Consider the following 11,526-nt stretch of genomic DNA (forward strand, 5'->3'; position numbering starts at 1 on the left):
CACGCCGACCATCAACATCACTGAAACGGGGGAAATGGGCCTGGTGGTGGTGGGCGCGGCCGGCCGCATGGGCCAGGCGTTGATCCGCGCCATCCACACGATACCGGGCGCCCGCGTCGCCGGCGCCATCGAGCGGGCCGGTTCACCCCATACCGGCAAGGATGCCGGCGAACTGGCCGGCGTCGGCAGGCTCGAGGTGGCAATCGGCGACGATCCGCTGCCGGCCTTCGCCAAGGCCGACGGCGTGCTCGATTTCACCACGCCGGCGGCAACTGTCGAATTCGCCGGCTACGCCGCGCAGGCGCGCATCGTCCATGTCATCGGCACCACCGGCTGCTCGGCCGAAGACAATGCCAGGATCGCGGCGGCGGCGCGGCACGCGACGGTGGTCAAGTCAGGCAATATGAGCCTCGGCGTCAATCTGCTGGCGGTGCTGGTAGAGCAGGCGGCGCGCGCGCTCGACGCCGACGATTTCGACATCGAGATCCTGGAAATGCACCACCGGCACAAGGTCGACGCGCCGTCGGGCACGGCGCTGCTGCTCGGCGAGGCCGCCGCTGCCGGGCGCGGCGTAGCACTTACCGGCAACGATGTTCGCGTGCGCGACGGCCATACCGGCGTGCGCAAGGCCGGCTCGATCGGTTTCGCCAGCTTGCGCGGCGGCTCGGTGGTCGGCGACCACAGTGTGGTGTTGGCCGGTACCGGCGAGCGCATCACGCTCGCCCACCACGCCGAGGACCGGGCGATCTTTGCCCGTGGCGCGGTCAAGGCAGCCCTGTGGGCGCGCGGCCGCAAGCCGGGCCTCTATTCGATGCGGGACGTGCTCGGCCTGACAAGCTGATCCGCAAGATTTGGCTGATCCACAAAATTTGGCTGATCCACAGATTGAAGGAGCAAATATGTCGAGAACTCTCGTGCTCGTGCGCCATGGCCAGAGCGAATGGAACCTGAAGAACCTATTTACCGGCTGGCGCGACGTCGACCTGACCGAGCTGGGCCATGCCGAGGCCAAGCAAGGGGGCGCCAAGCTCAGGGCGCACGGCATGAAATTCGACATCGCCTTTACGTCGTCGCTGATCCGCGCGCAGAAGACCTGCCAGCATATTCTCGACGCCGTCGGCCAGAGCGACCTCGAGACCATTCGCGACCAGGCGCTGAACGAGCGCGACTATGGCGATCTGTCCGGCCTCAACAAGGATGACGCGCGCAAGAAATGGGGCGAGGAGCAGGTGCATATATGGCGCCGCTCCTACGACGTGGCGCCGCCCGGCGGGGAAAGCCTGAAGGATACCGGCGCGCGCGTCTGGCCCTATTACCTGCACGATCTGCAGCCGCATGTGCTGCGCGGCGGCACCGTGCTGGTGGCGGCGCACGGCAATTCGCTGCGCGCGCTGATCATGGCGCTGGACGGCAAATCGGGCGAGGAGATCGTCAAGCTCGAGCTCGGCACCGGCGTGCCGATCATCTACACGCTCAACGCCGATTCCACGGTGGCGTCGAAGGAAGTGCTGGAGCACTGAGCCGGAGAAGCAACGCGGCTTTCAAAAAAGCGCGTTGACACTCATCCCTCGCCCGCTTAATGAGCGCGCACCAGCCCAGATGGCGGAATTGGTAGACGCGCACGGTTCAGGTCCGTGTTCCGCAAGGAGTGGAGGTTCGAGTCCTCTTCTGGGCACCATCTACCCTTAAGTGATTGATATCACTCTAAGGGTCCGGTTCTAAAGAGTTTTCTGTCTCGACTCGGGTACAAACTCGGGTACATTCAAGGGATGGAAGACATGCAAGCCCCAAGCTATCTCATCAAGATCGCCGACACATTTTACGCTCAAGTCCGGGTGCCTTCCGATATCGCGGAGTCCTACGGCCGGAAGCAGCACAAGAAATCTCTCAAGACCAAGGACCACAACGAAGCCGTTCAAAACCTTCACGCAGCCGTCGTGGACATTCGCGGCGAATTCGAGAAGCACCGGGCCAGGATAGCGGCACAAGCAGAGGCGGCGAAGTCCCTACCGGTGACCCAGAGCCCCGCGAGCTTCGCCGATCTCGGCCGCCAATATGGCCGTGAGATCGCCGAGAGAGAACTGACTGTCCGCGCCGATCTCTACGAGGCGGCGTTGGTAAATCCCAAAGATTTCTGGCAGCGCGCCGCGCAGTACCATTCAGAGCCTAACGAGTTCACCTATTTCGACAAGCTCGTGGCGGACGGCGACCTTGATAGGGTCGTCAGCTACGTCATCCGAGAGCGGACCAAGGCCCGTATTGCCGATCTCAAGCGCATGGTCGACACCGGCGACATTGGCGAAATGCTGGACCTTGCCGAGGAGCGCCAGCCCGGCCTCGATCGCAAGGCGCATGTGGCACTCGCGTTGACGTTGGCACGTGCCGAGATAGCGGCGTTGCAAAGTGCCCTGTCTGGCGATCTGGAGGGGCACCAGGCGACGCCGGAGATTAACCGGGCATCTGCGCCCAACCCTGTCTCAACCGCTTCATCGTTGTCGCCCGTCTCGCTGGACGCCTTATTCGACAAATGGAAGATGGAAACGAAGCCAAGCGCCAGCACCCTATCGACATGGCGAGGCATCTTCAAATCGTTGAAGGCCGCATTCCCCGACAAGGCTGGCGATGCCGGCTCCCTCACGACGGAAGACATGATCAAGTGGAAGGACGATCTGGTCGCGTCCAAAAAAGCTACAAAGACGATCAATGACAGCTACTTCGCCTGCCTTCGCACGGTGTTCAACTACGGCGTCACCAACAGGCTTGTGGCGGCAAACCCCGGCTTGGGCGTGAAGGTATCGGGCGGCAAGAAGGGGTCGAAACCGCGCGTCGGCTATAGCAACGCGGGGGTCGCCAAATTGCTGGAACTGGCTAAGACGGAAACCAGTCCCGATCGCCGTTGGTTGCCTTGGCTTGTCGCCGCCACTGGCTCGCGTATCAGCGAGGTTGTGCAGCTTTGGGGCAGCTTCGTGAAGGAGGAGAACGGTATCCATTATCTGGATATCCAGCGTGCGCCAGACGGTGCCAGCATTAAGGAAGACTTCTCGGAACGAACGGTCCCGCTTCATCCGCAATTGATCGAAGACGGCTTCCTCGAATTCGTGAAGTCGAAAGGCGACGGGCCGCTGTTCTATGGTAAATCGTCTGGTGACCCGGACAAGAAGCACGCGTCGAAGGGCGTATCAAACCGGCTGGGCACATGGATACGAGAGAACGGTTTCACCGATAAGCGGATAGACCCGAATCACGGCTTGCGGCACTGGTTCAAGACACATGCGGATGAAGTTGGAATACAGGACCGCATGGCTGACAGGCTTCAAGGCCATGCAACGAAGACGGATGCTGGTGGATATTACAATCCGGAACTGTCTACGATGCTGAGGGCGCTGGAGAAGATCAAATTGCCGCCTGTTAGCGCTGGAGGCGACGAACAGCCTGCGGCATCTGAAGGTTGAGTGCAGATAAAAAGAAGGCCGCATAAATACCACCATGCGGCCCAAAGTTCTGACTGACTGGAGCTATCCCTTGCGGTATTCCTTGGTCACGACCTTGCCGGCCAGCACCCGCCATCTTGCCGTTTGGCCTTCGAGTAGCAGGTGCCCGGTCGCCTCTGGATCGACGCCATCGGAAGAGCTAATCGCCACGAAGGCATTGCCCTCGATCGCCGATACCAAGACTGTGAAAAAGCCTTGTTCCCACTCGACAACAAGTGGAGTCTCGCTATCGGCATCAATCCAAATGGCCTCCGCAATCGCCCGCCTTAAGACACTGTGATCGTCAGACGTCAGCCAACATTCCATTCTTAGAAGCATGGGTAAGTCTCCCGGCGCTCTGGGCGCGTTGACGGTCTGGGTCTGTCGTCGGGAGGTGATGATGCCTGCGCACCATCAGGGGTAGAGGCCGGGCCAGTCTGGATCGTTGAGGGGACGACTATGACTCGCCCGGCTAACCTCGAAACTTGCCTGAGCCATTTCGAGGATTTCGGTGTGGCGACCAGTGAAGGACTGCACTAGTCGCCACCATGCAAGCCGATGAAGCCCCAAGGCCGCTTCATGGGCGCACGATTCTATCTATTTCGTCGGCTCCGCTTGCGGGTAGCCGGGTCATGGCGGACTCAATCCAGATAAGGAGTGGTCACCAGACGCGCCCATTCGATGTCTTTCAGGGAGACGCCACTCGCAGGGCCGACCGAGGGATTTCTCCGCAAGAGTTCATAGGCCCGGTCGATGTCCAGCCGACGTTCGGGAGACAACCCGGCAGCGTTGAGCTTGGCGATGTTGAGCGTTTTCGGCTTGAAGGTCTGCGGCTCTTGGGATTGCGCCGGCACTTCGGCTTCCGGCGTTGCTTCCGGGCGCTTGCGGTGTACGTCCTCGCCCCACATGTCAAAGTGCTTTCGCTGTTCCTCTGTCAAATTTGGGATGTCATCCGGCGACAGGCGCAAATCGCGAAGGAAGAACCTTTGCGCGTCGGTAAGCTCGTTTTCCTGCACGACGGGCTCCGAGTCTGGAACGTCCGATAGATTAGCGACCTGGAGTCGAATCTCAGGCGGGAGGTCATTGAGTTCTTTGCCGGGGAATCTCTGCATAAAGGTCTGTTGAGCTTCATTCATTGTTGTGATCCTTTTTGATGTAGTTTTGATCTCGCAATTTCTCAAGCGCCGCGCGCTGCAGCCACTCGGAACGATCGAGTCCGTCAGCCTTTGCAGAGGCGTCGATGCGGTCCACGATTGATGAATGCATCCGCAGCAGCACGCGCCGAAATTGGGGATAGAAGTCATCCGTCATTGGGGACGCCTTCAGAGAGCTTCAATGCGCGGTCGAGGGCACGTCGCAGCCATTCGCCCCGGTCCAGTCCATCGCGGTCGGCAGCATCATCGATCCTGTCTGAGGTGCCATGAATCGTCATGAACCTTACCCACTCGTAGGGTGATCTGGCGTAGTCTTGTGATCGGGCGTGGGTCATCGGGCCGCCGATTCCTGTTCGACCAAGGCGGCCTCGATAACGGCAGTCAACCAAGCTGGCCGCGACGTAAGGTTCTGCCGCTTCATCGCGTTGGCAATGCGCGGCAATAGGTCTGGACGGAGTCGCAGTGACACCAGCGGGTATTCATCGCTCTTGACCATGGTCAGCAGGCTCCCTCATTCGCGAGTACCGCTTGGTCGATCGTTTCAGCGCGCCGAGTCTTCTGCCGCTGGGCCAGCGCTTGCCTTATGATGGCACTGCTGTTGTGACCGGTGCGGGCGATTTCGGATTCGAGGAATTCCTTCAACGAGTCCGGCAGATGCACGACTACGCGATTGTGTGAGACGCCACCATTGATCATCGAAGTTCCTCCACTGTAACACCGTGAGTGTTCAAGTATTCTTCAATGGCCATACGCACGACCGCGCTGAAGGACACGTAGTTCTGCCGAGCAAGAGCCTTTATTTGCTGCCGATGGCGCGCGGGAAGATAGACGTTTTGGGATTCGCCGGGCTCGATGACGGCCGGTCTCCCCATGCGTTTCTTTGGCATGGACTCGGTCTCTCAATTTGTTTTGGAGAAAAGCCGGCGTGCGCCCCGCAGAGAACGACTTTTGTAATTTCGAATAGTAAATAAGAAAACTGTAAATGTCAATATTTTCCTGCTAGTGGCTCACACTGTTTCCTTCTGTATAAAGAAACAGTGCGAAAAGGGGCCAATATATATACGGAGACTTGTCTGCTCTCTTGCCTCTGCATTCAACCACTCATTCTCTATTGGTCGATCACAGGCCGGGTGATTTGGTGTTGGTCAGCCGCAGGACCGGCGTTTCCGGAGCCGGGGCTTTGAGGTTGGAAATCTGAGGCAGACTGGTCGGCCCCAACCACGGAAACGCGCATCTCTTGCCGTGGTCGATTGGACCTGCTCTTTGTGTCGCGTTTTGGTTCTGCTGGGGGGAATTATTATGAGCGACACAGATAGGCGACTCAAAGACCATCTGAACACTAACCAGGCTATGCGAGAGCGAATGTGTTTGGAGATTTTATCCGTTCAAAATGGTTATTCAGACGTACGCCCCAGGTTGCCAAAAGGGGGTCCAGATGGCGGCCGTGACGTTCAGGCTACTTACAACGGCGACATCTGTTTTGGGGCAATAGGATTCACAAACGACGCGACCGACCTGGACGACCACAGAAAGCAAATAAATAAGAAGTTTAAAGGTGACTTGGCTAGTGCCATCAAGGCGCAAAAGAAGGATGAAATCGAAAGAATTGGATTCGTATTCTTTACGAACGTTGGTTTAACTCCAACAATTGTGGACGATATGAAGAAGCTCGCATATGGTAAGGGTATAGTCCATTGCGACATCTTTGACAGAGAGCGGCTACGGATCGCTCTCGATTCAAACAGAGGGTATGCAATCAGATTTCGATATCTTGATATTCCTCTCAGTGACGCCGAGCAAAAGGATTTCTTTACGACTTGGGCATCTGAAATAAACTCTGTTGTAGGGCCTGGATTGAGGGGGCTAGATCAAGCAACAAAACGGATTCAGTTCCTACTTGAAGCGCAGCTTGTGCTTGACTCTTTAGCAGTAGTCGTTCGCTTAGATTCGTCGCTTTGGGGTGTTTCGAAGGGTGAGGTTGTGCTTCAAGCGACGTTATCTCTTAGGGTTCATAGTGATGGTCTGATCGGTTTAGTGTTTGGTGGGGGAAACGTACCTATCGTTCAAACGCCTGATCAGTTGAAAAAGTCCAGAGATAAGTTTCCGAGAAACCGCCAATATGGCTATTGCTTTAGTTGGATGCTGCCTGGAACACCGCAATATACGAGATATTTTGAAGGCGTAGACAAGCTAGAGCATCCTACGAACGCGGCCGGTGAAGACAAGGAGGGGCATATTAGAACGTCAAGTTCTAGCGGCGTTCTTGACATCGAAAGGAACACGGTGGGGTTTTCAGCCCTAAGCGAGCCTTTTCTAGAACGCTTCCAGCCATCTTTTAGGGCTCTAGAGTTGGATGGCTGTATGATTCTTTTTGACTGCAACAGAGATTTTGCAGAGCACATAGAGGAAATTTCCGTCGTCGGAAATGGGTACGAGTTCCTGAGGTTATCGAAAAAGGATTGGCGAATTGAAAAGGGAAAATTCAGCCGACTGAACCTTCCAAAAGAGGCGCATCAAACCGAAGACAGCGCGGAGTGGGTCACCCTAAGGCCGTCGCGTGCGTCTTCAGCTTTTACGATTGATCTGATGGCGAGTACACCACGTCGATATGATTGGTGACAACGGATTTCAGAGGAGCGCCGGCAAATGTGGTGTTGCAAAGGCCTAAAGAGGTTGAGTGCAGAACCGAATCCGTACCGAGTTGCACAGTAGGGGCCTGGCAACCACCCACCCCCAAATCCCCCAATGAGCCTCAGGGCCTCGCATTCTGAGAGGTGCATGTCGCTGAATACCGCGAAGAAACAGAAGGCCACCCCACCCCTGTCTGGTCCGCGTCGGGTGCTGGTGTCTATGCGGGGCATGGCACGGCCGCTATCCGTCGATCACAGCCGGACAGTGTAGACTTCGAGGCGTCCGGCTACAGCGGCCATAGCACCGCTAACACCGTCAACCACAGGCATAACTCGAAAAGGGCCAGAAGCGCGCGCATGGGCGCTCCTAGCCGGCAGGCTGCAATCGCTTCGCCAGCCTCGCCAATGTGCTCCTAGAGGCTCCGGTGGCGGCGACGATGCTGGACCAGCTTTGCCCATTGCCGAGCATCTTCGTAATGCCAGCGTTGCGCCGTTCGTCCTCCTGCCGGCCTCTATAGCGGCCTTCGGTCTGCGCTTTGGCTATGCCTTGTGCTTGTCTCCGTCGTCGATCGATATAGTCCTTCCTGCCGACAGCGGCGAGAACATCTAGGATCATGGCATTCATCGCGTCGAACAGTCGTGTGGTGAAATCGTCCTGATCTGCCTTGGCCATCATCCATGACGTAGGCAAGTCAAGCGCTACAACCTTCACCTTGCGCGCTGCGATCTGCGCCTTGAGACTTTCCCAATCGGCCGCGTTGAGCCTGGAAAGCCTGTCAACCTGTTCAGTAAGCAACAGGTCATTGGGCTGGCAGTCGGATAGCAGCCTGAACAGTTCCGGCCGGGCCAACGAAGCACCGGATTCATTCTCGACATAGAACGCCGCAATCCGCAGGCCACGCTCGGCTGCGAAGGCTTCAAGATCGGCTCTCGCACGATCGGCATTCTGCTGATCAGTCGAGGCTCTGAGGTACGCGCGAACAAACATCTTACACCTGCGGTTCGATTACACTGGTTCGACAGTATTCGGTACGTTTTGAGTTATCAAGCGCTCATATCGAACCAGACTAAGCGCCTGTTATTGTGGTTAAGTCCAGATTTCGACCGGTACTGTTGATGTATACCGATAACGAACCGCTCACTTACGGCACTTCTTGCTTCATCCTGTCCATGATCTCTGTCATCCCTTGCATTACCTGTTTGTCGGCATTTCTCTTACAAAAGCCGTAGAGAGACGCCCAAATCTCATTGATGGTCATGCTATTGAGATCGTACCGAGGCTGACCTAAGTGCTTCAGCCCCATGTTCACTCCGGTAATGTAGCCCTCTGTCCACGAGACCATTGCCAACGGAATATGAGAACGAGGCGAGTCAGATTCGCTTGTGACACTAAGCAGCTTTGTGCACTCCATACCTGTTACACCGGTAGTGAAGGCCTCCTTCTGCGAATGCGCGTTCGTCGCAACACACGATACCAGCAGCACCGCAAGCGCCAGTCTTTTCATTTTTGTCCCTCAGTTTGGTCCCCGTAACGACAGCATATACCCTATTCGGAGACCGGCCGGGTGGCAGAATGCGAGGGTGCGGGATCGGCCGGCCGGCGTTTACCTTGAGGGGTAAGGTTAACGCAGAGGGGTTGAGTGCAGACAATTCGATTCAAACTTTAATGAATCGCAGATGTGGTATGTGGGCACCACATGAGACACAAGATACACCTACAACCATGGGGTTATGGATTGGGGCTGGCAGGCGGTCGGGCACATCAGATTCCGCGTCGAACTTTTTATGGCAATTTTTTATCGGGGCCGCGCGGAGCCAACCGACCGGAAGAATTACGGTGGCGTCTTCTGGAGTTCTGGCGCCATGCGGATAAGTACTTTTTTTGCACCTTCGTGGCCTTGTGCGGCAGAGCGCTTTAGCCACTCCATTGCAAGCGCTGTGTCGCTCTCAACTCCGACACCCTTCAGATACATCAGACCTATATTATATTGTGCCTGCGCATCATTTTGCTTTGCGGCCTTATTATACCAAAGGAACGCAAGATTTGTATTTTTATCGACATCTGTACCACTGAGATAAATCGAGCCTAAATTAACCTGAGCGGCGACGTTGCCCTGTTCTGCGGCTTTGGTGAGCCAAAAAATTGCGTCATTGCTGCTTTTCGGCACGCCTTTACCAATGAGGTACACGTATCCGAGGTATTGCTGAGCTTCAGATAATCCTTGTGTCGCTGCACTGCGCCAAAGTTCAGCCGCCTTTTCGTCATCCAGCTGAACTCCTTGACCCCAAGAATACAGAAGGCCGAGATTCACCTCCGCCACGGCCATTTTTTGCATTGCTGCCTTCGTCCACCATTCCGCAGCCTTGGAGTAATCCATCGGAACTCCGAGCCCTCTTGAGTATAGGAACCCCAGATTGAACTCAGCGATGGCGTCACCGTTTTCAGCAAGCTCTTTCCATTCCTTGTATGCAAGTTGATAATTATTCGCCTTGAAGGCAGCTTCCGCCTCAAGAGCACCTCCTTGCGACGCAGTAGGAGAAAACAGAACAATGACAAAAAGCAGAACCGAAAACCACAGAGATACGACAAACCGGGTTGACTTCATCATCTTACCTCCGCTTGGGGACGCATCTCGCGACCCCACGAGTTTGGCCGCCTGAACTCGGCGCGAACCACAACAGCCTTGATTAAACTTTGTCGTTCACCGCTCTGGAACGCCCCATCAGTTGTCTCCATAGTGGATCGAGGAGGAATTCTAGTTCTCCCGGAGTGAGCTAAGCGCTCTCACTGCTTTACGGCCGATCACCAGCCCATTTCAGGAGCGGATCAATGCCGTTGGCCTTCCAGTGATCGGTCGTGTGCCTCAGGAGTTCGTATGGGCCTCCCGTCCGGAACTCAAACGATGTGTCGATATCGGGAGTCCTGACCGACTCCCAAAGATGTCCAGTCAGAGCAGCGGCAGCAACGCTCGCCGCTTTGGAGCGGGCTTCCTCACCATCATCACCGAATGGGCCCATGAAAAGTACTATCGAACTGATTAAGCTCTTGGCGGCATCAAAGGGCACGAAGCGAAGGTAATCTAGATCGATCTCGACTTGTGCTTGTCGATTTTCCGCGAATGCTTCTGGTCGAAAAATCCACTCATGTCCGCCGACAGTAACCTGCATCGTTCCCATCTTGCAGGCATTGTAATAAACTTGATATCGCCTTCCGACCTCGGGCCCCTCGATGCCCCTGACATCGGTGTCGTTCAGTTCCTCGATAGCCCACGCCTCCGCAACATGCTGGTTGAGCACAGCACCAAACCACCTGAAATCCTCGAAGAGAACCTCATGAGCGGCAGTAATGAACGATTGGACCGCGCCTCCATCGATCAGTGACTTTGGCGGCTCGTGCTGAGGCTTGTGGCGCTCGCCATCCTGGATAGCTACTTTGATGCCGCTGTAATCCTTATGGATCACACGTTCTTCTAGCGCGGCCATTCGCCGGTCAAAGTGAAAACTGACTATGACGAGCCCTATAGCCGTCACAGCCAGATAGATGGCTTGATCGGACATGCCGTAAGCGTGTTTCGCCGCATAGCCGATCAATCCGGCAACAATAATTGCTGTCCAAAGCGCAGCCCGCTTGATCATGCCCTTCCCCCCGTCGCGGCTAGGCCCTTGTGCCGGAAACCAATGATCCTGCGCACGGATTGTATAGCGTATGCGCTGCGTATACGAGCCGTGCACTTAGGTGCATTTGCTACCTAATACCGCCTCGCCGTCGATGATGGCGTTGTCTACGTCCAGTGTTTTGGTTGTTGCCTTGAGGCTGCTGCGAGGTCGCGGTACTTCGATGTCCGGTCGAGCCCGCGCCGGGTTTAGATACGCACACTGGCGTCAATGACGATCTGCGAACGGTAACCATGAGGCGACGTCAGGTTGAGTTGATGTCTGCGATCTGCATTCAACCTGTTGATAGATGTCCGTGTCGCCATAGCGCTGGTGGTGAAGCTACCGACACGACCTTACAGCCGATCGAATGTTAGGTTGAGTGCAGAACTTCTACAATAAGACTCCACGGACTCCAGGGACTCCACGGTCTTTTGAAGTCATGCAGAGAAAAAGAAAATTCTAGCTCTCCACTGCCTGCCAACGGCGGAACGCCCTTGAAGGCGCGGAGTGCAAAATCTTGATTTCCTGTAAGAGACTGTGACCTGCCACTGAATTTTCATCCGGCTGCAGTTAGAGCCTCGGCGGGTTTTACGCCGTATGGCGCGGGTTGAGCAA

General features: G+C 56.1%; 12 protein-coding genes and 1 tRNA gene. 5 read left to right on the top strand and 8 right to left on the bottom strand.

All coding sequences use genetic code 11. The features are described from left to right. Nucleotides 1-16 precede the first annotated feature (16 nt). From dapB to AC0L2P_RS05965, 4 genes are all read left to right on the top strand, one after another. The gene (gene dapB / locus AC0L2P_RS05950; RefSeq protein ID WP_473500322.1) at nucleotides 17-841 is read left to right on the top strand and encodes a 4-hydroxy-tetrahydrodipicolinate reductase; all 825 of its coding nucleotides are present in this window, start codon (nucleotides 17-19) and stop codon (nucleotides 839-841) included. 58 nt (nucleotides 842-899) lie between these two features. Then, a complete protein-coding gene (locus AC0L2P_RS05955) occupies nucleotides 900-1,520 on the top strand; it encodes a 2,3-bisphosphoglycerate-dependent phosphoglycerate mutase (protein ID WP_473500299.1) in 621 nt (206 codons plus the stop codon). Nucleotides 1,521-1,593: 73 nt separating this feature from the next. Then, nucleotides 1,594-1,678: transfer RNA gene (locus AC0L2P_RS05960), tRNA-Leu, on the top strand. A gap of 100 nt (nucleotides 1,679-1,778) precedes the next feature. After that, entirely contained in the window at nucleotides 1,779-3,452 is a 1,674-nt protein-coding gene (locus tag AC0L2P_RS05965; RefSeq protein WP_473500300.1) for a DUF6538 domain-containing protein, read from the top strand. Nucleotides 3,453-3,515: 63 nt separating this feature from the next. Here the strand turns inward: AC0L2P_RS05965 and AC0L2P_RS05970 are convergent, their stop codons facing one another. From AC0L2P_RS05970 to AC0L2P_RS05985, 4 genes are all read right to left on the bottom strand, one after another. Beyond that, complete coding sequence (locus tag AC0L2P_RS05970; RefSeq protein ID WP_473500301.1) at nucleotides 3,516-3,809, bottom strand: hypothetical protein; 294 nt, start codon at nucleotides 3,807-3,809, stop codon at nucleotides 3,516-3,518. 302 nt (nucleotides 3,810-4,111) lie between these two features. Beyond that, a complete protein-coding gene (locus AC0L2P_RS05975; RefSeq protein WP_473500302.1) occupies nucleotides 4,112-4,606 on the bottom strand; it encodes a hypothetical protein in 495 nt (164 codons plus the stop codon). Next, the gene (locus AC0L2P_RS05980) at nucleotides 4,599-4,781 is read right to left on the bottom strand and encodes a hypothetical protein (RefSeq protein ID WP_473500303.1); all 183 of its coding nucleotides are present in this window, start codon (nucleotides 4,779-4,781) and stop codon (nucleotides 4,599-4,601) included. Before AC0L2P_RS05980 ends, AC0L2P_RS05975 begins: the two co-directional genes overlap by 8 nt. Nucleotides 4,782-5,122: 341 nt before the next feature. Next, nucleotides 5,123-5,320 (bottom strand): ribbon-helix-helix domain-containing protein, encoded by a 198-nt coding sequence (locus AC0L2P_RS05985; protein WP_473500304.1) that lies wholly within the window; start codon nucleotides 5,318-5,320, stop codon nucleotides 5,123-5,125. Nucleotides 5,321-5,923: 603 nt separating this feature from the next. Here AC0L2P_RS05985 and AC0L2P_RS05990 point away from each other — a divergent pair. Further along, on the top strand, nucleotides 5,924-7,243 hold the full coding sequence (locus AC0L2P_RS05990; protein ID WP_473500305.1) for a hypothetical protein: 1,320 nt from the start codon (nucleotides 5,924-5,926) through the stop codon (nucleotides 7,241-7,243). 378 nt (nucleotides 7,244-7,621) lie between these two features. Here the strand turns inward: AC0L2P_RS05990 and AC0L2P_RS05995 are convergent, their stop codons facing one another. From AC0L2P_RS05995 to AC0L2P_RS06010, 4 genes are all read right to left on the bottom strand, one after another. Beyond that, a complete protein-coding gene (locus tag AC0L2P_RS05995) occupies nucleotides 7,622-8,242 on the bottom strand; it encodes a recombinase family protein (protein WP_287241196.1) in 621 nt (206 codons plus the stop codon). Between the two features lie 154 nt (nucleotides 8,243-8,396). Then, entirely contained in the window at nucleotides 8,397-8,759 is a 363-nt protein-coding gene (locus AC0L2P_RS06000; RefSeq protein ID WP_473500306.1) for a hypothetical protein, read from the bottom strand. Nucleotides 8,760-9,086: 327 nt separating this feature from the next. Then, the gene (locus tag AC0L2P_RS06005) at nucleotides 9,087-9,863 is read right to left on the bottom strand and encodes a tetratricopeptide repeat protein (protein WP_473500307.1); all 777 of its coding nucleotides are present in this window, start codon (nucleotides 9,861-9,863) and stop codon (nucleotides 9,087-9,089) included. Between the two features lie 184 nt (nucleotides 9,864-10,047). Then, complete coding sequence (locus AC0L2P_RS06010) at nucleotides 10,048-10,890, bottom strand: hypothetical protein (protein ID WP_473500308.1); 843 nt, start codon at nucleotides 10,888-10,890, stop codon at nucleotides 10,048-10,050. Between the last annotated feature and the right edge of the window lie 636 nt (nucleotides 10,891-11,526).

This window comes from Mesorhizobium sp. WSM4836 (assembly GCF_055811815.1).

Excerpts from the sequence above, each read along its gene's own strand:
- AC0L2P_RS05965 (WP_473500300.1), top strand. The coding sequence starts at position 1,779 with ATGCAAGCCCCAAGCTATCTCATCAAGATCGCCGACACATTTTACGCT.
- AC0L2P_RS05990 (WP_473500305.1), top strand. The coding sequence starts at position 5,924 with ATGAGCGACACAGATAGGCGACTCAAAGACCATCTGAACACTAACCAG.
- AC0L2P_RS06010 (WP_473500308.1), bottom strand. The coding sequence starts at position 10,890 with ATGATCAAGCGGGCTGCGCTTTGGACAGCAATTATTGTTGCCGGATTG.
- AC0L2P_RS05975 (WP_473500302.1), bottom strand. The coding sequence starts at position 4,606 with ATGAATGAAGCTCAACAGACCTTTATGCAGAGATTCCCCGGCAAAGAA.
- AC0L2P_RS05980 (WP_473500303.1), bottom strand. The coding sequence starts at position 4,781 with ATGACGGATGACTTCTATCCCCAATTTCGGCGCGTGCTGCTGCGGATG.
- AC0L2P_RS06005 (WP_473500307.1), bottom strand. The coding sequence starts at position 9,863 with ATGATGAAGTCAACCCGGTTTGTCGTATCTCTGTGGTTTTCGGTTCTG.
- AC0L2P_RS06000 (WP_473500306.1), bottom strand. The coding sequence starts at position 8,759 with ATGAAAAGACTGGCGCTTGCGGTGCTGCTGGTATCGTGTGTTGCGACG.
- AC0L2P_RS05995 (WP_287241196.1), bottom strand. The coding sequence starts at position 8,242 with ATGTTTGTTCGCGCGTACCTCAGAGCCTCGACTGATCAGCAGAATGCC.
- AC0L2P_RS05970 (WP_473500301.1), bottom strand. The coding sequence starts at position 3,809 with ATGCTTCTAAGAATGGAATGTTGGCTGACGTCTGACGATCACAGTGTC.
- AC0L2P_RS05985 (WP_473500304.1), bottom strand. The coding sequence starts at position 5,320 with ATGATCAATGGTGGCGTCTCACACAATCGCGTAGTCGTGCATCTGCCG.
- AC0L2P_RS05955 (WP_473500299.1), top strand. The coding sequence starts at position 900 with ATGTCGAGAACTCTCGTGCTCGTGCGCCATGGCCAGAGCGAATGGAAC.